Source organism: Polaromonas sp. P1_G1 (assembly GCF_056405595.1).
On the sequence record NZ_JBFUBU010000037.1, the window covers coordinates 17,648 to 38,954 of the forward strand.

Genomic DNA, 21,307 nt, shown 5'->3' on the forward strand with positions numbered 1-21,307 from the left:
ACGCCTGGCCGCCTGCCGCCGCTAAGCCCGCATCGCGCTCTGCGCCCTGACGCCGAGGCTGCCGAGCCGCTTGGTCATGGACAGTACGTGCCGATCCTTGCTCAGCAGCAAGGCTTTGGCCGCCACGGCCAGGTCGATGAACTTCTGGTCGTCGGCATCGCTGCAGGTGACGCTGGCCTTGGCGGCCACCTCCAGCAGGCGGGCGTGGCGGTCAAAAGCCGCGAGCACATCATCCACGCCCAATTGGTAAAACGCCAGGCGCGGCGCAATCTGCGGGTAGGCCAGCACGCGTTCTAGCTCATCGCGCATGGCTTGCGTGGCCAGCCAGTCGAGTTCGCCGGCTTCCAGCGCCTGCCTGAGCGGCTGCGCCGCCGCATCGTTGAAAACAAACACGTCGAGGACGATGTTGGTGTCCAGGACGACGGGCTGGCGCGCCCCGGCCGTCACGGCGCCGGCTCGCGTGCCGTGCCTGCGGCCCCGGGCTTGCCGCGCGCGGAGCCGGCCACCATGTCGAAGCGGAACAGCCGGCATTCGATCGGGCCGTTCCACATGGGCACRCGGCGYGATTCTTTCAGGCGCATCTTGCCCGGGAGTTTGAGATCGGGCGTCAGCACGTGGGCTGTCCAGCCCGCGTAGTTTTTCTTCCAGTGCGCGGCCAGTTGCGGAAAGAAGTCGGCCGCTTCCTCGCCCCAGGCGTTCTGCGCCTGCTCGCGGCCCGGGTTGGCCGAGCGGTCGCGCGAAGTCTCGAAGGCGGGCTCTTCGCGGCTGTCGCCGTCGTCCTGGTTTAGCGGCTGACCGAATTCGTCGATGGGCTGGTTGCGGTGGTCGTGCTGGACTTCCCGGCTCTGCTGGCGGCGCTGGTCGCGGCCCTGCACACCGGTGATGCCGGCCACGCCGGCTACATCGATACGTTCGCCATAGGGCGGGTTCACCAGCATCACGCCCGAGGGCGCAGGCGGCATGCGCTGCAGCGCGTCGCCGCCGCGGAATTCCACCGCATTGGCCACGCCGGCGCGCTCGGCATTGCGTTCGGCGAAATCGACCATGCGGAAGGACACATCGCTGCCGAACACCGGCGCCGTGGGTTCGGTGATGGCGGCTTCGGCCTGGTCCAGCAGGCCGTCCCACACATGGCCCTGGAAGGGCAGGTATTTCTGGAAAGCGAAACGGCGGTTGATGCCGGGCGCGATGTTGCAGGCGATCTGCGCCGCCTCGATGGCGATGGTGCCCGAGCCGCAGCAGGGGTCGTAGAGCGGCACGCCGTCCTTGCACAGCTGGTCCCAGCCGCTGGCGGCGATCATSGCGGCGGCCARGGTTTCTTTCAGTGGCGCATCGCCCTTGTCTTCGCGCCAGCCGCGTTTGAAGAGCGGTTCGCCCGAGGTGTCGATGTAAATCGTGACGGTGTCGGTCGTCAGGTGCACATAGACGCGCACGTCGGGCCAGCGCGTGTCGACGCTGGGCCGCACGTCGTCGAACTTGGCGCGGAAGCGGTCGGCGATGGCGTCCTTGATCTTCAGCGCCGCGAAGTTCAGGCTCTGCAGCGGGCTGTGCTGGGCGGTGATCTCAACCTTGAAGGTCTGCTTGGGCGTGAACCAGATTTCCCAGGCCACGTTGGCGGCGGCGTTGTAAAGGTCTTGTTCACTGCGGTACTGGTTGTGCTGCAACTCGATCAGCACGCGCTGGGCCAGGCGGCTGTGCAGGTTGAGCTGCAGCGCGTCGCGCCAGGAAGCCTGCAACTGCACGCCGGCGCGCCAGGCCTTGCCCTGGATGCCGGTGACGCGCTGCACCTCGGTGGCCAGCAAGGCCTCGACGCCGGCGGCGCACGGTAAAAACAATTGGAGCTGGTTCATGTCGGACTCTTCAAAAGGGCTGCTGGAAATTCGATTATCGGGATGCAGGGCAAGGCGCACGGAGCGCAGGAACCGGAATGCACTTGGGTGCATGAGGATTCCGAGCACCGCGCAACGCCGCCATGCGCCCGAGAATCGGATTTACAGTGATTTGCGTAAATTAGCCGGCGCGATGCGCAAAGCCTCTCGGTACTTGGCCACGGTGCGGCGCGCGCATTCGATGCCCTGCTCCTTGAGCATTTCGGAAATCTGGTTGTCGCTGAGCGGCTTTTTCAGGCTCTCGGAGGAGACGAACTGCTTGATCAGCGCGCGCACGGCGGTGCTGGAAGCGTTGCCGCCGGTTTCGGTGCCCAGCGCGGAGCCGAAGAAGTATTTGAGCTCAAAAGTGCCGAAGGGCGTGCCCATGTACTTGGCGGTGGTCACGCGCGAAATCGTAGACTCATGCAGGCCCAGTTCGTCGGCGATCTCGCGCAGCACCAGCGGGCGCATGGCGAGTTCGCCGTGCGTGAAGAAGTTTTTCTGCCGCTCGACGATGGCSSTGCTCACGCGCAGGATGGTGTCAAACCGCTGCTGGATGTTCTTGATGAACCAGCGCGCCTCCTGCAGACGCTGCTGCAGCGCCTGGCCGCCCTGGCCCTTGTGCTGCTTGAGGGCGTTGGCGTAGATGTCGTGCACGCGCAGGCGCGGCATTACGTCGCCGTTGAGCGAGACCTTGAACCCCCGGCCCGACTTCACGACGATGACGTCGGGCACGATCAGGTTGCGCTCCACGTTCACGAAGCGGCGGCCGGGTTTGGGGTCGAGCCGGCCTATCACGGCAATCGCACCCCGGACGGCGGCTTCGGTGAATCCGCACAGGTGCGACAGGCGCTTCAGGTCGCGCTTGGCCAGCAGTTCCATGGGTTGCTTGCACATGGCGATGGCGGCGCGGGTCTCTTCGCAGTCTTTGCAGTCCAGCAGCTGCAGGCCCAGGCATTCGGCCAGGTTGCGCGCGCCCACGCCGGCCGGCTCCATGTGGTGCAGCAGCTTGAGCGCCATGGCAAAACGCTGCTCGAGGTCCTCAGCCTGTTCCAGGTCGTCCCCGGCCAGGCCCGCCGCGAGCGAGGCCAGGCTGTCTTCGAGGTAGCCGTCGTCGTTGAGCGACTCGATCAGGAAATGCAGGGCCGCGCGGTCTTCCTCGGACAGGCGCAGGCCCAGCGACTGGCGGTGCAAATGGTCTTGCAGCGACTCGTGGGCGCCCGTCAGGTCGGAGGCCTCGGTGTCGCCCTCGTCATTGTTGTTCTTGCGGGCCGGCGCATCACTGCCCCATTCGCTGTCGTCGGGCGTGGTCTCCACCGTGCCGTCGCCTTCCCAGCTTTCCTCGAGCTTGGGTTCGGCGCTGACTTCGGCTTCGCCTGCGGCTGAAATGCCAGCGTCCTCAGTGCCGCCGCTCGGCGACTCCGCCGCGGATTCAAACTCGCGGCTGTCCTGGCTGACCGGCGTGTTGAGGTGCTCCAGGCCGAACTCCTCGCGCACCGCGGTCTCTTCCGCCACCTCGAGAAACGGGTTTTCGTCGAGCATCTGCTCGACTTCCTGGCTCAGCTCGAGCGTCGACAGCTGCAGCAGCCGTATCGACTGCTGCAGCTGGGGCGTCAGCGCAAGGTGCTGCGAGACGCGGAGCGAGAGGCCCTGCTTCATGTCAAGGAGCTTTGATCGAAGCGCAGAAAAAGTGCGAGCAGGGGCCGCGGAACTGGCTTTGCCAGGCCGCAGGCGCCGCCCCCTCGGGGGGGAGGGAGCTACACGAAGTGAGCGACAACAGGGGGAGTGTCATCCTACATCTTGAAGTGTTCACCGAGGTACACGCGTCGCACATCGGCGTTGTTCACGATCTCGGAGGGCGTGCCCTGGGCCAGCACGTGGCCGTCGCTGATGATGTAGGCGTGGTCGCAGATGCCCAGSGTCTCGCGCACGTTGTGGTCGGTGATCAGCACGCCGATGCCGCGCGACTTCAGGAAGCCAATGATGCGCTGGATCTCGATCACSGCRATCGGGTCRATRCCGGCAAAMGGCTCGTCSAGCAGGATGAAGCGCGGCTGGGTCGCCAGGGCGCGCGCGATCTCGACGCGGCGGCGCTCGCCGCCCGACAGCGCCGGCGCCGGCGAATTGCGCAGGTGGTCCACCCGCAGGTCCTGCAGCAGGCCGTCCAGCCGCGACTCGATCTCGGCGCGGCCCAGCGGCTTGCCGTTCGCGCCCAGCTGCAGTTCGAGCACGGCGCGCACGTTTTCTTCTACCGTGAGCTTGCGGAAGATCGAGGCTTCCTGCGGCAGGTAGCTCAGACCCAGGCGGGCGCGCAGGTGAATCGGCATGTGCTCGACCGACTGGCCGTCGATGGAGATCTCGCCCGCGTCGGCGCGCACCAGGCCCACGATCATGTAGAACGAAGTCGTCTTGCCGGCGCCGTTGGGGCCCAGCAGGCCCACGACCTCGCCTTTTTGCACGGCCACCGAGACGTCCTGAACGACCTTGCGGCTGCCGTAGGATTTTTGCAGCCCTTGCGCAACGAGGCGGCTGGGGGTCGCGGCCGGGGCCGCCGAAGTGTCAGTCACCACATCCATCTGTGAAAGGTTCTTTCTAGTTCTTTTCAGTGCCCAGCGTGGTGCTGGGGCGCAGGGCGGCGGGCGGGGCCGCGCGTGCGGTGGCCGGGGCCGGGGCCGACGCGGCGGCGCGCGGCGAGAGCATGGCGCGTATCCGGCCGCTCGGGTTGGCGGCGGTCTGGTTCTGCACGCCGCCGTCCACGGTGAAGACGTCGGTGTTGTTGTCGTAGACGATCACGGCGCCGGTGGTTTCATCCACCAGGGTGGCGCCGTTGTAGCGGCGCACCACGGCGCGCTTGATGAATTTGACGAGGTCGGCGCGGCTGTCGTATTCAATCCGCTCGCCTTCGCCTTCGATGTATTCGTCCACACCGTCGCGCTTTTTGCGGTAGAAGGCCAGCTTGCCGGGCGCCGCGATGGAGACCGCCTGCTGGTAGCCCTCGGGGTCCTGCATGACGTCGACGCGCGCGCCGCGCACGATGGTCGTGCCCTTGGTGATCACCACGTTGCCGGTGAACACGCTGGTCTGCTTGAGGTCGTCATAGCGCAGGGCGTCGGCCTCCGCGTTCATGGGCTTGTCCCGGTCGGCTTTTTCAGCCCAGGCCGGAAACGCCGCCCCCAGCGCCAAAGCGGCCGGCAGGAGGAGGGAAATAAGGGGGTGTTTCATAAGGCACGAATCTTGCTGCTTTGGGGTTCGGCCATTGTAGCCATGCAAGCCGCGGGAATAGCTTGCACGGGGAATATTAGGGGCATAAAAAAACCCGCCTGGAATGAGGCGGGTTTTGGGGCGGCGGGCCGCTATGGGCCCGGAGCGTCTTATTTGCCCTTGCCGCGCGACTGCGCGATCAGCGCATCCGTGACCTGCAGGGCACGACCCATGCTCTGGGCCAGGGTGGCCGAGGTGTAGTAGCGCCCGGCAATGCCCAGGGCCGGCACGCCGTCGACCTTGTAGATGTCCTGCAGCTGCGTGGCCTTGCGGGCTTTGGTGGTGACCGTGAAGGAGTTGTACATCTCGACGAACTTGGCTTTGTCGATGCCCTGCTTCTCGGCCCAGGTGGTAATCGAGTCGGCATTGGCGAGCGCGAGTTTTTCCACGTGGATGGCGTAAAACACCTTTTTGTGGAGCTCCTCGACCTTGCCCATGGCCTCCAGCACGTAAAAAAGGCGCTGCTGGGGTTCGAAATCGGGGCGGAAGGCCACCGGCACGCGCCGCACGGTCACATCCTTGGGCGCCTGCTTCATCCAGGCTTCGAGCTGAGGCTCAAAGGCGTTGCAATGCGGGCAGCTGTACCAGAAGAACTCGACCACCTCCACCTGGCCCGCGGGGACCTCGGTGGGCGCCGGCTTGTCCAGCGTCAGGTAATCGGCGCCGTCCTTGAAGGCCTTGGCCTGGGCTTGCGCCATGGTGGGCAGGGCGATGCCGCCCAGGGTGGCGACGGCAGCCGAGGCGGCTGTAAACGAAAACTCACGGCGTTGCATCAGATTCTTCTCCTGGTATGACAGAAATGGTGGGTAAGCCGCCCCTCCGGACGGCGGCCCTCAGGGTGCGGGGCACAGGGGTTTGTACACCAGCCTCGTGAAAAGTTCAGCCTATCGTCAGCGCTGCACGCGGACCAGGGCGGTTTCGATGGAATTGTTGTCCAGCCGCTCCTTGGCTTTGTCGGCGTCTTCCTTTTTGTCGAAAGGCCCGAGGCGCACGCGGTACACGGTGCGGCCGGCCTGTTCGCGCTCGGTAACCTTGGCCTGCATGCCCAGCAGCATCAGCTTGGCGCGCTGCTGTTCGGCATCTTCGGGCGTGCGGAAGGCGCCGGCCTGGATGAAGTAGCTGAAAGGGTCCACGCCCGGGCTGGACGACAGGCCTTCGACCTTGGCTTTGGCCAGGTCACCCAGCGGATCGGCCGCGGGTGCGGGCTTGGCGGCGGTTTTGGCGGGCGCCGAGGCGGCGGCCTTGGGGCCGGCGGACGGGTCGGGAACGGCGACGCTGGGCGTTTCGGCGGGGCCCTGGGCAGGCGCCGGCGGCTTGGGCTGGTTCTTGCCGGCCAGCGGCGCGTTCGGGTTCCAGTCCTTGTTCTTYTTGGCTTCCGCGGCATCGCTGTCGGGGCTGCGTGCCTGGCTTTTGTTCATGAAAGGCACGGGCACCTTGGTGATGTAGACCGCCACGGCCAGCGCGGCGCCCAGGCCGATCAAGGCGCCAATCACCAAACCCAGCAGGGTTCCGCCTTTTTGAGTGTTCATTCCCTTGCCCACGTTCATTGTCTTGTCCTGAAAATTAGGGTGCTAACGCGTGTCTGCATTACATCTTGCGCGGGGCGCTCACGCCCAGCACCGCGAGGCCATTGTGCAACACCTGCGCGGTCGCCGCGACCAGTGCCAGCCGGGCACGCTTGACGGCCTCGTCATCGACCAGGATGCGTTCGGCATCGTAGTAGCTGTGGTAGTTCGCGGCCAGCTCGCGCAGGTAAAACGCCACGTCGTGCGGCGCCAGGCCGGCTGCTGCGTTGGCCAGCATCTCGGGGTATTTGGCGAGCAGCAGCATCAGTGCCTGGGCCTGTGGGCTGTCCAGCGCCGACAGGTCGGCAGACTTCAGGCTGGCTTCGTCGCCGCCCTGGCCGGCCCAGGTGGTGAGGATGGAACAGATGCGCGCGTGCGCGTACTGCACGTAGTACACCGGGTTCTCATTGTTCTTGGCCAGCGCCAGGTCGATGTCGAAGATGTATTCGGTGTCGGGCTTGCGGCTGAGCAGAAAGAAGCGCACGGCGTCGGCACTGGTCCATTCGATCAGGTCGCGCAGGGTGACGTAGCTGCCGGCGCGCTTGGAGATCTTGACCTCCTCGCCGTTGCGCATCACGCGCACCATGGTGTGCAGCACGTAGTCGGGGTAGCCCTGGGGGATGTCCTCGCCGGCGGCCTGCAGCCCGGCGCGCACGCGGGCGATGGTGCCGTGGTGGTCCATGCCCTGGATGTTGATCGCCTTGCCGAAGCCGCGCTCCCATTTGGCCAGGTGGTAGGCCACGTCGGGCACGAAGTAGGTATAGCTGCCGTCGCTCTTTTTCATCACGCGGTCTTTGTCGTCGCCGTAGTCGGTCGACTTCAGCCACAGCGCGCCGTCCTGCTCATAGGTCTTGCCGGCATCCTTCAGTCTGGCCACGGTGGCGTCGACGCGRCCCGAGCTGTACAGGCTGGACTCGAGGTAATAGTTGTCGAACTTCACCGAGAAGGCCTTGAGGTCCAGGTCCTGCTCGTGGCGCAGGTAGGCCACCGCGAACTGGCGTATCGAGTCCATGTCTTCCACGTCGCCCGAGGCGGTGAATTCGCGGTCGTCCGAGCTGACCGTCTTTTTCGCCAGGAAGTCGGCCGCGATGTCGGCGATGTAGTCGCCGTTGTAGGCTGACTCGGGCCAGCCGGCGTCGCCGGGCTTGAGGCCCTTGGCGCGCGCCTGGGTACTGGCGGCCAGGGTCTGGATCTGCACGCCCGCGTCGTTGTAATAGAACTCGCGCCACACCTGCGCGCCCTGGGTGGCGAAGAGGTTGCAGATCGCGTCGCCCAGCGCGGCCTGCCGGCCGTGGCCCACGTGCAGCGGTCCGGTCGGGTTGGCCGAGACGAACTCGACGATCATGCGCCGCCCGCTGCTCTCGGCTTGCGTGCCGTAGGCGACGCCGGCCTGCAGCACCTCGCGCACGGTTTCCTGTTTGGCGGCGGGCTTGAGGCGGATGTTGATGAAGCCGGGGCCGGCGATCTCGATGGCGTCCACCCAGCGCTCGAAAGCCGGGGCCTTGAGCAAGATGGCGCGCAGGCTTTCGGCGACCTGGCGCGGATTCAGTTTGAGCGGCTTGGCCAGCTGCATGGCGGCCGTGCAGGCGAGGTCGCCGTGGGCCGCAACCTTGGGGGATTCAAACGCGGCCTTGTCGCCCGCGCCGGTGGAAAGTTCTTCCAGGCCCGCGGCCAGGGCCGTGAGCAGGTCTTTTTTAATCGAGAGCATCGTCTGATTTTACGGTTAAGCCATGCGCCGCCTGGGGCCCGCAGATACCCGGTCATCGAATTTGCCCGGCCCGGCGTTATGTGTTGGAATTCCAGCCGGAACTCAATCCCGATTCCCAACCCATGGAGCCATCATGAAAAAGCTGTTATCCCTGACCGCCTTCGCATTTGCCGCCGCCGCCATTCTGTCTCCGGTGGCGCATGCCGCGGACGCTCCCGCCAAGACCGCGCAGCAGACCAAGATGGGCACCTGCAACAAGGACGCCGAGGGCAAGAAGGGCGATGAGCGTAAGGCCTTCATGAAGGAATGCCTGAGCGCCAAGGCCGCGGCACCCACCCAGCAAACCAAGATGAAAACCTGCAACGCCGACGCCAAGGGCAAAAAAGGCGACGAGCGCAAGGCCTTCATGAAAGAGTGCCTGAGCAAGTAAACCAGCCCAGCTTCAGCACGGCAGCCTGCCGGGGACGACCCGGCAGGCTGTTTTTTTGCCCGCGTCAATCCTGCAGCAACTGCTGCTTCGCCGCCTGCTTGACGGCCTGCGTCAGCCGCTGCGCCGCCAGCGGTTCGCGCGCCCAGTGCTGCCAATACAGCCGCACATCGACCGCGCAGCCCGGCAACACTTCCTGCAGCGGCGGGCGGTGGGTGCGCGCCGCCAGCAGGATGTCGGGCACCATGCCCCAGCCCATGCCGAGTTCCAGCGCGAGCTCGAAGGCATCGACGGCCGGCACGAAGTGGCGCGGGTAGAGCGCATCACGCAGCTTGAAGTGCTGCGCCAGGAAGGCGTCCTGCAACGCGTCCTTGCGGTTGAAGATCACGGCCGGGCTGGCCAGCAGGCGGTGGGCCAGGCGATTCGGTCCCGCCGCCTTGCCTACTGCGGGCTCGCTCCACTGCGCAACCAGCGCCGGCGAGGCCATGCAGCGGTAGCGCATCACGCCCAGCGGCTCGGCCACGCAGCCGCGCATGGCCTGGGCCAGCGTGGTCACGCAGCCGGTGACGTCACCGCTTTTGAGCGCATCGTGGGTGTGGTCCTGGTCGTCCACCACCACGTCCAGCAGCAGGCCATGCTCATGCAGCACCGGCGCCACGCCCGGTAAAAACCAGCTGCTCAGGGAATCCGCATTCACCGCCACGCTGAGGCTTTGCAGGCGCCCGGCCTTGCCGCCGCCCTGCAGGCCCGCCAGTAAATCGGATTCCATCAGCCGCAGTTGCCGCACATGGCCGAGCAGTGCCTGGCCGGCCGGCGTGGCGCGCACCTGCTTGCCCCGCACCAGCAGGCGCTGGCCCAGCGCGTCTTCCAGCGATTTGATGCGCAGGGACACGGCGGCCAGTGTCAGGCTCAGGGCTTTGGCGGCATCGCCGAAGCTGCCGTGTTCGATCACGGCGGCCAGGGCGTCCAGTTGTCGGGCGTCGAGCATGGTTGATTCATCAAGTATTAATTGATCAAAGCTAGTTTTAGTTAACTTTGTTTAAGCATTATCGACTTTGCGGGACACTGCGTACAGAACCGACATCTACTCAAAGAACCGCCATGAACCCCCTTGCCGCCCCCGCTTTCCTGACCGGTATGGTCCTGAGCCTGTCGCTGATCATGGCCATAGGCCCGCAAAATGCCCACGTGATACGCATGGGCCTGCTGCGCCAGCACCTGTGGCTCACGGTCGCCGTCTGCGTGCTGACAGACGTGGCGCTTATCGGCCTGGGCGTGATGGGGCTGGCGCAACTGGGCGGCCTGTCCGACAAACTGCTGGGCGCGATGACGGGCGCGGGCGCGCTGGTGCTGATGGTTTATGGCGCGCAGGCGATGCGGCGCTTTTTGCAGCCGGCGCCGCAGGCGGCCGACGGCGCGCCGCTCGCCGACCAGGCCATTTCGCGCCGCAAGGCCATCGGCCTGGCGCTGGCGCTTTCCTGGCTCAATCCCCATGCCTGGCTGGATACGGCGGTGGTGATAGGCACGGCCTCGCTGGCCTATACGCAGCCCGACAACGCGGTCTTCGGCCTGGGCGCCATCACCGGTTCGCTGCTGTGGTTTACCGGCCTGGGTGTCGCCTTGTGGTGCGTGGGGCGACGGCTCAATTCACCGGCGGTATGGCGCGCCATGGATTTGCTGGTCGCGCTGATGATGTGGGGCACGGCGTTCTGGCTGGTGCGCGGCCTGCTTTAAAAGGTGAGGCGCACTGCGCACGATACAGTGTGAGTCCCTGGTCATAAATAGGAAGCGTATGGGGGTGTTCAATTGGTTGAGGCAAGCCGTCGTCGATGCAGGGAAGCAGGCGAGCCCTGTTAAAGCACTGGAAGGTGCGCACGGCACATCGACGGCAATCGATCAAACACCGCCGGGCGATATCCTCAGGCGTCGCGGAAATGCCTTTCTTGCTGAAGGTAAGCTGGACGAGGCCTCAAGCAGCTACCGTGAAGCGATTGCCCTCAACCCGCAGGACGCTGATGCCTGCCTCAATCTTGGGTTCGCCCTCAGTGAACAACAGCGTTATCAAGAAGCGGAGCATGCGCTCCAGCGGAGCCTGGACATCAACCCGGGACAGGCTGACGCTTTTTATTTTCTCGGTTTGATGGCCAAAAGGCAGGGCAAAACAGAGATCGCCATAGAAAACTTCGTTCGGGTGCTCGACCTCAAGCGGGACTTCGAGCTTGTATATGGCGATTTGTGCCAGATGCTGGTGGAAAGCGGGCAAATCGGGCGTGCCAAGGAAATTGCCCTCAAGGGAATTGCCGCATACCCGGAGATGATGGATCTTCACGCGCAGCTCGGCAGCCTGTATGCGTACGAGAACGATCTGGAGCGGGCCATTCATTGTTTTCAGGCAGCGTTGAAGCTTCAACCGGATCATGCGCAGGTTCATGGCCGGCTGGGAGATGTGTTCCGCAGGTCCAACAGGTTTGAGGATGCGTTGGCGAGTTATGACAAGCTGGTCGCCCTGAACCCGAACTCCGCGGAGGCATTCAACAACCGCGGCATTGCGCTTGGAGGGCTGGACCGGCATGAAGAGGCGTTGGCGGCCTTTCAGCAGGCATTGGCCTTGGAGCCGCGGCATGCGGATGCCTTGGGGAATCTTGGCGCGATGCTGGGTTGCTTGCGCCGGCACGATGACGCCGCACGTGCCTTTGCGCGATTGATCGACATCGAGCCGGAATATCCCCATGCCATCGGAAACCTGATTGGCTCGAAAAGGCATTCGTGTGATTGGTCGCAGTATGCGTCGGACCTGGAGCGATTGAACAGTGCGGTCATGGCGGGGAAAAAAGCCGCCGAGCCATTCACGCTGCTGGCGGCGACAGCGTCAGCGGCCGCGCTGTTGCAGTGCGCGCGGACACATGCCGGCGAGGCGTGCCCGCCCTCGGACAGGCCCTTGTGGAACGGTGAGCGCCATGCGCATGACAGGATTCGGGTGGCCTATCTTTCCGCGGATTTTCATGACCATGCCACCGCTTATTTGATGGCTGAACTGTTTGAACTTCATGATCACGAACGCTTTGAGATCGTCGCGCTGTCGTTTGGCCCTGATTCCCGGGGGGCCATGCGCCAGCGCCTGTTGCGTTCGTTTGACCGGTTTGTCGACGTTCGAACAAAGAGCGACCGGGAAGCGGCCGCTTTGCTCAGGGAAATGGAAATCGACATCGCGGTTGACCTGAAAGGATTCACCACGGATGGCCGGCCGGGAATTCTGGCCCACAGGCCTGCGCCTGTTCAGGTCAATTACCTGGGCTTTCCCGGAAGCATGGGCGTGGATCATGTCGACTACATCCTTGCGGACCGTCATGTCATTCCCGCTGAGCACGAGGTTTTTTATTCTGAAAAAGTAGTCCGGCTGCCGGACAGCTACCAGTCCAACGATGCGCAGCGGCAGATTGCAAAAACAACGCCTGGCCGGGCGGAATGCGGCTTGCCGGCGTCTGGTTTTGTTTTTTGCTGCTTCAACAACAACTACAAAATCACGCCCGATGTATTCGACGTCTGGATGCGCCTGCTGGCCGGGGTCGGCGGCAGCGTATTGTGGCTGCTCGAAGACAATACCGCCGTCGCGCGGAACCTGCGCTCCGAGGCACTGCGACGCGGCGTCGCAGCGGAACGGCTGGTCTTTGCGCCGCGGGTCGAGCTGGACAAGCACCTGGCGCGGCACAAACTGGCGGATTTGTTTCTGGACACACTTCCCTATAACGCGCATACCACTGCCAGCGATGCCTTGTGGGCCGGGCTGCCCGTTCTGACTTGTATGGGCACGACATTTCCTGGCCGGGTGGCCGCCAGTTTGTTGAATGCGGTGGGGTTGCCGGAACTGATCACTGAAAGCCTGGCGGACTATGAGGCCTTGGCCCTCAAGCTGGCAAGGTCTGCGGACCTGCTGTCCGATATTCGTGCGAGGCTATCGCGTAACCGGTCTGAATATCCGCTGTTCGACACGAAGCGCTTTTGTGCCCACATGGAGTCCGCGTACACATTGATGTGGGAACGGAGCCAGCGTGGGGAGGCGCCGGCCAGTTTTGCGGTCCCCTCCCTGCCTTAGGCCTTAACCAAAACCCCGTGCCAGGAATACCGCCGCCAGCGGAATAAACGGCAGGATGTGCGCCTGCACCATCACCAGCCGGCGCGCTTTCTTGATCTCCGGCGCGTCGGGCAGGGCGCCGCTGGCGCGCAGGGCGCGCCGCCAGCGCACAAACATCAGGGTCGGCTTGATCGAGACCAGGCCTATCACCAGGAACATCGCCAGCTTCAAATAGAGCAGGGGGTTGTGGGCATACCAGGCCGCGCCCTTGCTGCCCAGGAACACGCGCGCCAGGCCGGTCAGCAGGACCAGGCCCGCGGAGATGCCGTACACCATGTCGATCTTGCCGAGCCGCTCGACCACGGCGGCGTTCAGCCATTCGACGCGGCACAGCGCCGCTTCGCTCGCGAGAAAAACCACCATGGTGAGGATGGCCAGCAGGTGGGCATAGGCCAAGAGGGATTCGAGAGTCATCGGAAGATCCTTTTTCAGTCTCGTCGGTTTGGGATGGTCAGGCTTTGGGGATGGCGGGGGCTGCCGGGGTGCGCCAGAACTCCGCCTGGCTGTAGTGGTGCTTCAGGAAGTCTACCCACAGGCGCACCCGCAGCGGCAAATGCTTGCGCTGCGGGAACACCGCGTAAATGCCGTTGGGCGGCGCGGCGAAGTCTTCCAGCACCGCCGTCAGCCGGCCGGCGGCGATCTCCGATTCGACCTCCCAGGTGCTGCGCCAGGCGATGCCGCAGTCGGCCAGGCACCAGTCGTGCAGGACCTGGCCGTCGGAACAATCGAGGGGCCCGCCTGGTTTGAGGTGCATCAGCTCGCCGCCCACCTGGAAGGCCCAGCCCCGTGTTTGCGAGGCGTCGCTGGACAGCGTGAGGCAGTCAAAGCGCGCCAGTTCGCTGGGGTGCTGCGGCGTGCCGTGGGTTTTCAGGTAGCGCGGCGTGGCCACGCACAGGCGCCGGTTGTCGGCCATGCGCACGCTGACCAATGATGAATCGGGCAGGTCGCCCACGCGCACCGCGCAGTCAAAGCCTTCGCCCGCCAGGTCCACCACGCGGTCGCTGAGGTTCAGCGAGATGGTGACGTCGGCATGCTGCTCGCGGAAGCGGGTCACCAGCGGCGCGACGTGGCGCCGCCCGAAGCCCGCCGGCGCCGTGACGCGCAAATGGCCGCTGGCCTTGACGCCGCCGGCCGACACGCTGGCTTCGGCGTTGGCCAGGTCGGCCAGCAGGCGCTGGCAGTCCTCGAGGAAGGCGCTGCCTTCATGCGTGAGCGCGATGCGCCGGGTGGTGCGCACCAGCAGCTTCACGCCCAGCCGCTCTTCCAGCGCATCCAGCCGCCGCCCCATGATGGCTGGGGCCACGCCCTCGGATTTGGCGGCCGCCGTCAGGCTGCCGCGCGCCACCACCGAGACAAAGGATTCCAGCTGCTTGAGTTTGTCCATGCCCATTCATTATGCGCATGAATGTCAGTAATCAACAGAGAATCCCTGCTTATTCCGTCGTCTATTTTGATGTGCCGTGCGAATACAAGGCTTGGCCTTGCGCAGGCAGCTCCGCCGTCAGCACGCTGCCGGTCTGTGATTCCGTCATGAGCAGCTCGCGCGTGCCCGGCCGGAAGGCGACATTGGTGACGGTCGCGCCCACGGGGCTGCGCACGAAATGGGTCAGCTCGCCGCGCGCATTGAGCACAAAAGCGCCGCCCAGGCTGGCATGCGCGACGACCAGCCGGCCCTCCACGTCCATCGCCATGCCGTCGGGGCCGCTGGCGCCGAAGAAGGTCTGGAAGGCGCCCATCTTGGAAATGGAGCCGTCGGGTAACAGCGGCGCGCGCCACACCGCATTGCCGCGCGTCACGGCGACAAACAACACCTTGCCGTCGGCGCTCAGCACGATGCCGTTGGGACTGGGCGCGTTGCCCAGTAGCAGGTCAAGCTGGCCGTTTTCGCACAGCCGGTAGACGCGGCCCGTGGCGTCGTGCAGGCCGGTCTGCCCCTGGTCGGTGAAATAGCACTGCCCTTGCGCGTCGAAGGTGAGGTCGTTCACGCCCTTGAAGGCTTCGCTGTTGCGGTGGCCCAGCAGCGTGTCCACACGGCCCGTGGCCGGGTCCAGCCTGAGGATGCCGCGCTGGTAGTCGGCGATCCAGACACTGCCGTCCTGGTGCACGGCCAGGCCGTTGGGCCAGCCCTCGTACTGCGCGACCTGCGTCCATTGCAGATCGGGGCTGACGCGGAAGATGCGGCCGTAGGGAATGTCGGTGAGGTAAAGGTTGCCGGCGCGGTCGAAGGCCGGGCCTTCCAGGAAGCTGTCCATGACGTGGCCGGGTTTGTTGGCGTCCACCCAGGCCGTGGGCCGGGGCTGGCGCATGCTGTCCGGCAGGCGGGTCAGGACCCGGGCTTCAATGATTTGCGGCGGCGTGAACGAGAGGTTCCACATGTTGCGACGCTTACTCGGGTCTCACGCCGGCCAGCCTGGCCACAGCGCCCCAGATCATGGTTTCCTGCTTGATGAAGCCGGCAAAGTCTGCCGGCGAAATGCCGCCGGGCTGCGCGCCCTGCTGTGTCAGGCGCTCGCGCAGGGCCGGGTCGGCCAGCGCTTTTTTGACTTCCGCCTGCAGCTTGTTGACAACCTCGGGCGGTGTGCCCTTGGGCGCCACCAGGCCGAACCAGTTGGTGACCGTGTAGCCGCGCAGGCCCGCTTCCTTGAAGGTGGGCACGTCGGGCAGGCTGGGCAGGCGCTTGTCGCCGGTGATGGCCAGTGCGCGCAGCTTGCCGCCCTTGACCTGCGGGATCGCCGTCGGGCTGGCGGTCACCAGCACATCGACCTGGCCCGACACCACAGCCAGCATGGCCTCGCCGGCGCCTTTGTAGGGAATGTGCGTCATGAAGAGCTTGCCTTCCTTCTTCAGCAGTTCTGCCGACAGGTGAGTGGAGCTGCCGGGGCCGCCCGAGCCGAAATTGAGCTTGCCGGGATTTTTCTGCGCGAAAGCCAGCAGCTCGGCCAGCGTCTTGTAGGGCGAATTCACGCCCACCACCAGTACCACGGGTGTCTGTGCGATGGTTGTCACCGGCACCAGGCCGTTGGCATGGTCCCAGGGCAGCTTGCTGAACAGCGAGGGCAGCATGGCATAGGTGGTGTCGTTGGTCAGCAGGGTATAGCCGTCGGGCGCGGCCTTGGCCACCAGGTCCGTGCCTATGGTGCCGCTGGCGCCGGCCTTGTTCTCGACGTAAAACGATTGCTTGGTCTGCTCGGTGAGTTTTTGCGCGATCTGCCGCGCCGCGTAATCGGTGGTGCCGCCGGGCGCATAGGGCACGATGATGCGCACCGGCTTTTCAGGCCAGGCGCTTTGCGCCCATGCCGGAAGCTGGGCGAGGCCCAGGCCGGCAACGACGAAAATGGTTTTCAGGTTTTTGTTCATGCTTGTCTCCGTTGATATTGATATTGATATTGATATTGATATGGACGTCGTGTGGCTGGGTTCGTCCAGCCGGGGGGCGCTGAACAGGACGGCTCAATCCGGCTTGACTTTTGCCATCTGGATCACCTTGCCCCATTTCTCCTGCTCGGCACGCTGGAACGCGGCCAGCTTCTCCGGTGGGCCGCCGACAGGTATGGCACCCAAATCCGTCAGGCGTTTTGCCACCGCAGGCTGTTTGAGCGCCGCATCCACCTCGGCGGACAGTCGCTTGACGATGTCGGGCGGCGTGCCGGCGGGCGCGTAAAGCGCATACCAGGACGAGGCCTCGAAGTCCTTCATGTTGAGGGCTTCCGCAACCGTCGGCACGTCGGGATATTGCGGAAGGCGCTGCGCGGTGGTGACGCCCAGCATTTTGAGTTTGCCGCTTTTCACAAAAGGCGTGCTGGTCAGCAGGGTGTCAAACATCAGCTGCACCTGGCCCGCCACCACGTCGCTGATGGCGGGGCCCGAACCCTTATAGGGAACATGCGTCATGAAAGTGCCCGTGCGGTACTTGAAGTACTCGGGCACCAGATGGGAGGAGCCGCCGTTGCCGGCCGACGCGAAATTGACCTTGCCGGGATTGGCCTTGAGCTGCGCGACGAGTTCCGGCAGGGTGCCCACCGGCAGCACCCGCGGATTTGCCACCACCACGATGGGCACGGTCACCACCAGGGACACCGGCGCGAAATCCTTGTTGGCGTCGTAGGGAATCTTCTCGTGCAGCCGGGGGTTGATGGCCATGGTCCCTATGCTGGCCATCATCAGGGTGTAGCCATCCGCCGGCGCCTTGGCAGCCTCGCCCACACCAATGAAACCGTGGCCGCCCGCCTTGTTTTCCACCATCACGGGCGTCTTGAGCGACTCGCCGATGGCCTGCCCCACGACACGCGCCGTGATGTCGGTCGGCCCGCCCGCCGGGAAGGGCACGACGATGCGGATGGGTTTGGCCGGCCAGGTGGTTTGCGCCCATGCCGTGAGCTGGACGAGGCCCAGGCCCGCGGCCAGCAAAACCGTTTTCAGTTTTTTGTTCAATCTTGTCTCCGTTGATGTTGTTGTGTTTTTTTGCTTTGAAATGCTCAGCGTGTGACGCCGGCGGCCTTCAAGCCCTCAATGGCGTCGTCGGCATAGCCCAGCTCCCGCAGCAGTTCCTGCGTGTGTTCTCCCAGCCGGGGCGGGTTCATGCGCACGCCGGGGCGCTCACCGCCCAGCGTGAGCGGCAGCAGCACGGTGGACGTCACCTGCCCCGCGCGCTCGCCGTCGCACAGGGTGATGGGCGCCAGCCCGCCGGTGGCCTTGAGGTGCGGGTCCTCGAACAGGTCTTGCGGCCGGGTGATGGGCGCGAAGGGCAGCGCATGCATTTCAAACACGGCGCCGAGTTCGGCGGCGCTATGCCCGGCCAGGTGCGAGCGCAGCAGCGGCATCAGCCAATCGCGCGCGCGCACGCGGTCGTTGTTGCTTTGCAGGCGCGGGTCGGCGCGCAGATCCTGCAGGCCGAAGGCCTCGCAGAAAACCGCCCACTGCGTGTCGCTCACGACAGCCAGGAAAATCTGCTCGCCGTCCCGGACCGTGAACACGTCGTAAACCGCCCAGGCCGAAATGCGGCTGGGCATGGGTGCGGCCGGCTGGCCGGTCACGGCGAACTGCATCATGTGCTGCGCCACCAGGAAGACGTTGTTTTCAAACAGCGCGGACTGCACTTCCTGGCCTTTCCCCGTTTTCTCGCGCGCGGCCAGTGCGGCCATGGCGCCAATGGCACCGAACATGCCGCCCATGATGTCGTTGACGCTGCTGCCGGCGCGCAGCGGGTCGCCGGCGCGTCCCGTCATATAGGCCAGGCCGCCCATCATCTGCACCACCTCGTCGAGTGCGGTGCGGTGGTCGTAAGGGCCGGGCAGGAAACCTTTGTGGCTCACGTAAACCAAGCGCTCGTTGAGTCGCGACAGGCTGGCGTAGTCCAGGCCCAGCTTTTTCATGGTGCCGGGCTTGAAGTTCTCGCTGACCACATCGGCCGTCGCGATGAGCTTGAGCACCAGCTCACGCCCTTCGGGTTTCTGCAGGTCGACGGCGATGCTTTTTTTGTTGCGGTTGAACATGGGAAAAAATCCCGCGCCCGAGCCGATCAGCTTGCGGGTGTTGTCCCCGGCAATCGGTTCGACCTTGATGACCTCGGCGCCCAGGTCGGCCAGCAGCATGCCGCAGGTCGGCCCCATGACCATGTGGGTGAACTCGACGACACGCAGCCCCGCATAGGGCAGGGGCCTGGCTGTGGAATCGGCTTCAGGCATGCGTACCTCCCTGTACAAAACCCTTGGGCAAGCCCGCCTCGGGTGTCATGCCGTAAATCGCCTCGCCCGGCAGCCCGGCCCGCAGCGGCTCGCGCGCGGCCATCAGCCGGCCCAGGTCCACGCCGGTCGAAACACCCATGGCCTCGAACATGAAGACCAGGTCCTCGGTGACCACATTGCCCGACGCGCCCGGCGCATAGGGGCAGCCGCCCAGGCCGCCCAGCGAGGCATCGAAGGTGCGCACGCCTTCCTCATAGGCGGCCAGGCAGTTGGCCAGGCCAAGGCCGCGCGTGTTGTGCATATGCGCGGCGCCGGCGTGTTCGCCGATCTCCGCGCGCAGCCGCCTGAACAGGCGCCTGACCTGCGCTGGATTGGCATAACCCGTGGTGTCCGACAGGCCAGCTTCGTCGGCGCCCGCGGTAATGCACTGGGCCGCCAGGCGGATGACGTCATCCTCGGCGACCTCGCCCTGCAAGGTGCAGCCGAAGGCGGTGGAAATGCCGGTCTCGACCTTCACCTGCGGCGCGGTATCGCGGCGCAGCGCCGCAATGGCACGCACTTCCTCCACCATCTCTTCGCGCGTCTTGCGCACATTGGCCAGCGAATGCGCGGCGCTGGCCGACACCGGCAGCGTCAGTTTGTGCACGCCGGCCGCCAGAGCCGCCTGCGCGCCGCGAAGATTGGGCACCAGCGCCATGACCGTGAGGCCCGGCAAGGTGAGGGCGTGCCGCACCACCTCGGCCGCGTCGGCCATCTGCGGCAGCAATCTGGCCGGCACGAACGATGCGACCTCGATCTCGCGCAGGCCGGCATCGTAGAGGGCTGTGATCCAGCGAAGTTTGTAGGCCGTCGGCATGACGGCTTTGACCGACTGCAGGCCGTCGCGCGGGCCGACTTCGCTGACCAGCACGTCCGGGCGGGTAAAGTGGGCGGGGCTTGTGTTCATGCTTGATGTTCTGTAAGATGGAACGTAGTTCTTTCTAATGAAATGTTCCGCGTTAAGCGCCGGCTTGTCAAGCCGCGCGGCGCGCAAGCCTTGAAAGGTGCCATGCCCCGCAAAGCCCAGATCGAATCCCTCGCCGACAGCGATGCCGCCCCCGGCGGCGCGGGCCCGGGGGGACGCGCCCTCGCTTGAGCACGCGCGCCTGGTACAGCGCCTGGACGACGGCAGCTACGGGTTGGGCAATGAGGTGGCGCGCCTCAACGCGGTGTACGCCGCTTCGTTTTCGCTGGACCGCGTGGTGCTGCCGGTGCTGCGCGAGCTGGTCGCGGCTACCGGCGAAAGCGCGGCCTACCACGTGCGCCAGGGCGAGGCGCGCCTGTGCCTGTACCGCGTGGACTCGCCGCAGCCGATCCGCGACCACATCCGGGCCGGTGACCTGCTGCCCGCTGATCGCGGTACGGGCGCCCGCATCCTGATCGCGTTCGACACCGGGAGGGCAAGGGCCGCCGCACGAAAAGACCACCAGCTTTACGCCAGGATCCGCGAACAGGGTTACTACACGGCTGTTGGCGACCGGCTGGCCGAGGTGGCCGGCATTTCAGCGCCGGTGTTCAGGGCCGACGGCATACTGGCGGGCGCGGTGACGCTGACCATGCCTGCCAACCGTTACAGCGAAACCCATGTCAAGCCGGTACTTGAAGCCGCCCGCCGCCTGACAGGCCAGGTTTAAGGGTCTGTGCCGGTTCAGCCCCGCGTGGCCGCGCCTTCGATGCGCCACTGAATGTTGAGCGAAAACTGCTCCCCGGGCCCCAGCACACGCAGGCCGGGTTGCCCCGGCAGGTGGAAGGCATCGATGGGCTGCGTGATCGGCTCAAAACAAAACGCGGGGCCCTGCGGCGGCCGGTAGACCAGGCAAAAGTGCTGCGCCGCGCCGCCGTCTTCCTCGAAGTCCGGCATGCGGGCCGTGAGTTGCAGGCCCAGCTCGGGCCAGCTGATGCGGGCTTCGCCGCCCCAGCCGGTGTAGCCGTTGTCGATGAGCGGGCCGTTGGCCGGCGCGCCTTCGTTCAGGTTCCAGCCGGCCGGAAAGTCCGTCGTGTGCCCAATCGGCAGCGGATCGTCGCCGCAGAGCCAAACACCTTGCACAGGCGCGCTAATCCGCGTTTGTGGGGTGCGGGGGAACCAGGGGTGCACGCCCAGGCCGTAGGGCAGCGGCGTGACGCCCAGGTGGCGCACCTGTACCCGCTGGTCCAGCCCGCCGTCTACCAGCCGGAAAGTCTGCACGGCTTCGTAGTCATACGGGTTGCCATCGAAGCCATACGACACCAGCGTCATCACCAGGGTGTCGGCGGCCGGCTGCGAAAGCTGCCAGGGTTGCAGCCAGCCGTCGCCATGGATGGGATAGGGTTCGCCTTTGCGGTTGGGCCGCATCGCGTGAAACTGCCCGGCATGCGTGAAGCCGCCACTGCTGATGCGGTTGGACCAGGGCACCATGGCAAACGAAGCGGTCTGGTAGAGGTCTTCTGTTTTGCCGTCCCAGGGCCGCCAGAGGTCCAGCGGCCCTTGCGGGCGCTCAAGTTGCCAGGCGGCCACGCTGCCGCCCAGCGAGGGCAGCAGCCCCAGGCGCTGGCCGGCGTGGCGCAGCCAGACAACGGGATGCGCGGAATCAGTCATGGCGATCTTTCACGGTTGGGGTAGTCCATGGTGCTGTCGTCCATGCCA

Annotated in this window: 20 protein-coding genes and 1 pseudogene; 4 read left to right on the top strand and 17 right to left on the bottom strand. The window is 65.3% G+C overall.

Annotation, left to right across the window (positions count from 1 at the left end):
• Positions 1-21: 21 nt before the first annotated feature.
• The 8 genes from AC1D1Y_RS18250 to argS form a co-directional block, all read right to left on the bottom strand.
• Positions 22-447 carry a putative toxin-antitoxin system toxin component, PIN family gene (locus AC1D1Y_RS18250; RefSeq protein WP_477683563.1) on the bottom strand — a complete coding sequence of 142 codons (426 nt, stop codon included), beginning with the start codon at positions 445-447 and terminating at the stop codon, positions 22-24.
• Positions 444-1,850, bottom strand: a complete 1,407-nt coding sequence (locus AC1D1Y_RS18255) for a THUMP domain-containing class I SAM-dependent RNA methyltransferase (RefSeq protein ID WP_477683564.1) — start codon at positions 1,848-1,850, stop codon at positions 444-446. The genes AC1D1Y_RS18250 and AC1D1Y_RS18255 overlap by 4 nt, the downstream gene beginning before the upstream one ends.
• Before the next feature lie 141 nt (positions 1,851-1,991).
• Entirely contained in the window at positions 1,992-3,527 is a 1,536-nt protein-coding gene (locus AC1D1Y_RS18260; RefSeq protein WP_477683565.1) for an RNA polymerase factor sigma-54, read from the bottom strand.
• 134 nt (positions 3,528-3,661) lie between these two features.
• Positions 3,662-4,444 (bottom strand): LPS export ABC transporter ATP-binding protein, encoded by a 783-nt coding sequence (gene lptB / locus AC1D1Y_RS18265; RefSeq protein WP_477653937.1) that lies wholly within the window; start codon positions 4,442-4,444, stop codon positions 3,662-3,664.
• A gap of 16 nt (positions 4,445-4,460) precedes the next feature.
• Positions 4,461-5,090, bottom strand: a complete 630-nt coding sequence (lptA, locus tag AC1D1Y_RS18270) for a lipopolysaccharide transport periplasmic protein LptA (protein WP_477683566.1) — start codon at positions 5,088-5,090, stop codon at positions 4,461-4,463.
• A 149-nt stretch (positions 5,091-5,239) separates the two neighbouring features.
• Positions 5,240-5,902, bottom strand: a complete 663-nt coding sequence (locus tag AC1D1Y_RS18275) for a thiol:disulfide interchange protein DsbA/DsbL (protein WP_477683567.1) — start codon at positions 5,900-5,902, stop codon at positions 5,240-5,242.
• A 117-nt stretch (positions 5,903-6,019) separates the two neighbouring features.
• Complete coding sequence (locus AC1D1Y_RS18280; RefSeq protein ID WP_477683568.1) at positions 6,020-6,658, bottom strand: SPOR domain-containing protein; 639 nt, start codon at positions 6,656-6,658, stop codon at positions 6,020-6,022.
• Positions 6,659-6,716: 58 nt separating this feature from the next.
• A complete protein-coding gene (argS, locus tag AC1D1Y_RS18285) occupies positions 6,717-8,402 on the bottom strand; it encodes an arginine--tRNA ligase (protein ID WP_477683569.1) in 1,686 nt (561 codons plus the stop codon).
• Between the two features lie 133 nt (positions 8,403-8,535).
• Between argS and AC1D1Y_RS18290 the strand changes: the two genes are divergently transcribed.
• Positions 8,536-8,832 (top strand): PsiF family protein, encoded by a 297-nt coding sequence (locus AC1D1Y_RS18290; RefSeq protein WP_477674922.1) that lies wholly within the window; start codon positions 8,536-8,538, stop codon positions 8,830-8,832.
• Between the two features lie 64 nt (positions 8,833-8,896).
• On the opposite strand, the gene AC1D1Y_RS18295 is transcribed toward AC1D1Y_RS18290, so the two are convergent.
• Positions 8,897-9,817 carry an HTH-type transcriptional regulator ArgP gene (locus tag AC1D1Y_RS18295; protein ID WP_477683570.1) on the bottom strand — a complete coding sequence of 307 codons (921 nt, stop codon included), beginning with the start codon at positions 9,815-9,817 and terminating at the stop codon, positions 8,897-8,899.
• Between the two features lie 113 nt (positions 9,818-9,930).
• Between AC1D1Y_RS18295 and AC1D1Y_RS18300 the strand changes: the two genes are divergently transcribed.
• The gene (locus tag AC1D1Y_RS18300; protein ID WP_477683571.1) at positions 9,931-10,563 is read left to right on the top strand and encodes a LysE/ArgO family amino acid transporter; all 633 of its coding nucleotides are present in this window, start codon (positions 9,931-9,933) and stop codon (positions 10,561-10,563) included.
• A 58-nt stretch (positions 10,564-10,621) separates the two neighbouring features.
• Positions 10,622-12,922 (top strand): O-linked N-acetylglucosamine transferase family protein, encoded by a 2,301-nt coding sequence (locus AC1D1Y_RS18305; RefSeq protein ID WP_477683572.1) that lies wholly within the window; start codon positions 10,622-10,624, stop codon positions 12,920-12,922.
• A gap of 3 nt (positions 12,923-12,925) precedes the next feature.
• Here AC1D1Y_RS18305 and AC1D1Y_RS18310 read toward each other — a convergent pair whose 3' ends face one another.
• The 7 genes from AC1D1Y_RS18310 to AC1D1Y_RS18340 form a co-directional block, all read right to left on the bottom strand.
• On the bottom strand, positions 12,926-13,375 hold the full coding sequence (locus tag AC1D1Y_RS18310) for a DUF2214 family protein (protein WP_477683573.1): 450 nt from the start codon (positions 13,373-13,375) through the stop codon (positions 12,926-12,928).
• 37 nt (positions 13,376-13,412) lie between these two features.
• Positions 13,413-14,345: a LysR family transcriptional regulator gene (locus tag AC1D1Y_RS18315; protein ID WP_477683574.1), complete on the bottom strand. Its 933-nt coding sequence runs from the start codon at positions 14,343-14,345 to the stop codon at positions 13,413-13,415.
• Between the two features lie 61 nt (positions 14,346-14,406).
• Positions 14,407-15,336, bottom strand: a complete 930-nt coding sequence (locus AC1D1Y_RS18320; protein ID WP_477683575.1) for an SMP-30/gluconolactonase/LRE family protein — start codon at positions 15,334-15,336, stop codon at positions 14,407-14,409.
• A 10-nt stretch (positions 15,337-15,346) separates the two neighbouring features.
• On the bottom strand, positions 15,347-16,318 hold the full coding sequence (locus AC1D1Y_RS18325; RefSeq protein WP_477683576.1) for a Bug family tripartite tricarboxylate transporter substrate binding protein: 972 nt from the start codon (positions 16,316-16,318) through the stop codon (positions 15,347-15,349).
• A 93-nt stretch (positions 16,319-16,411) separates the two neighbouring features.
• Positions 16,412-17,392 carry a Bug family tripartite tricarboxylate transporter substrate binding protein gene (locus AC1D1Y_RS18330; protein ID WP_477683577.1) on the bottom strand — a complete coding sequence of 327 codons (981 nt, stop codon included), beginning with the start codon at positions 17,390-17,392 and terminating at the stop codon, positions 16,412-16,414.
• A gap of 44 nt (positions 17,393-17,436) precedes the next feature.
• A complete protein-coding gene (locus AC1D1Y_RS18335; protein WP_477683578.1) occupies positions 17,437-18,645 on the bottom strand; it encodes a CaiB/BaiF CoA transferase family protein in 1,209 nt (402 codons plus the stop codon).
• The gene (locus AC1D1Y_RS18340) at positions 18,638-19,591 is read right to left on the bottom strand and encodes a hydroxymethylglutaryl-CoA lyase (protein ID WP_477683579.1); all 954 of its coding nucleotides are present in this window, start codon (positions 19,589-19,591) and stop codon (positions 18,638-18,640) included. The genes AC1D1Y_RS18335 and AC1D1Y_RS18340 overlap by 8 nt, the downstream gene beginning before the upstream one ends.
• Before the next feature lie 102 nt (positions 19,592-19,693).
• Between AC1D1Y_RS18340 and AC1D1Y_RS18345 the strand changes: the two are divergent.
• Positions 19,694-20,318 (top strand): annotated as a pseudogene (locus AC1D1Y_RS18345) (IclR family transcriptional regulator).
• A gap of 14 nt (positions 20,319-20,332) precedes the next feature.
• Here AC1D1Y_RS18345 and AC1D1Y_RS18350 read toward each other — a convergent pair.
• Entirely contained in the window at positions 20,333-21,259 is a 927-nt protein-coding gene (locus AC1D1Y_RS18350; RefSeq protein ID WP_477683580.1) for an aldose 1-epimerase, read from the bottom strand.
• Between the last annotated feature and the right edge of the window lie 48 nt (positions 21,260-21,307).

What these genes read in the sequence shown, in the direction of transcription:
- AC1D1Y_RS18320 (WP_477683575.1), bottom strand. Translation starts at nt 15,336, where the DNA reads ATGTGGAACCTCTCGTTCACGCCGCCGCAAATCATTGAAGCCCGGGTC.
- AC1D1Y_RS18350 (WP_477683580.1), bottom strand. Translation starts at nt 21,259, where the DNA reads ATGACTGATTCCGCGCATCCCGTTGTCTGGCTGCGCCACGCCGGCCAG.
- AC1D1Y_RS18325 (WP_477683576.1), bottom strand. Translation starts at nt 16,318, where the DNA reads ATGAACAAAAACCTGAAAACCATTTTCGTCGTTGCCGGCCTGGGCCTC.
- AC1D1Y_RS18295 (WP_477683570.1), bottom strand. Translation starts at nt 9,817, where the DNA reads ATGCTCGACGCCCGACAACTGGACGCCCTGGCCGCCGTGATCGAACAC.
- AC1D1Y_RS18300 (WP_477683571.1), top strand. Translation starts at nt 9,931, where the DNA reads ATGAACCCCCTTGCCGCCCCCGCTTTCCTGACCGGTATGGTCCTGAGC.
- lptA (WP_477683566.1), bottom strand. Translation starts at nt 5,090, where the DNA reads ATGAAACACCCCCTTATTTCCCTCCTCCTGCCGGCCGCTTTGGCGCTG.
- AC1D1Y_RS18340 (WP_477683579.1), bottom strand. Translation starts at nt 19,591, where the DNA reads ATGAACACAAGCCCCGCCCACTTTACCCGCCCGGACGTGCTGGTCAGC.
- AC1D1Y_RS18275 (WP_477683567.1), bottom strand. Translation starts at nt 5,902, where the DNA reads ATGCAACGCCGTGAGTTTTCGTTTACAGCCGCCTCGGCTGCCGTCGCC.
- AC1D1Y_RS18335 (WP_477683578.1), bottom strand. Translation starts at nt 18,645, where the DNA reads ATGCCTGAAGCCGATTCCACAGCCAGGCCCCTGCCCTATGCGGGGCTG.
- AC1D1Y_RS18290 (WP_477674922.1), top strand. Translation starts at nt 8,536, where the DNA reads ATGAAAAAGCTGTTATCCCTGACCGCCTTCGCATTTGCCGCCGCCGCC.
- AC1D1Y_RS18310 (WP_477683573.1), bottom strand. Translation starts at nt 13,375, where the DNA reads ATGACTCTCGAATCCCTCTTGGCCTATGCCCACCTGCTGGCCATCCTC.
- AC1D1Y_RS18315 (WP_477683574.1), bottom strand. Translation starts at nt 14,345, where the DNA reads ATGGACAAACTCAAGCAGCTGGAATCCTTTGTCTCGGTGGTGGCGCGC.
- AC1D1Y_RS18305 (WP_477683572.1), top strand. Translation starts at nt 10,622, where the DNA reads ATGGGGGTGTTCAATTGGTTGAGGCAAGCCGTCGTCGATGCAGGGAAG.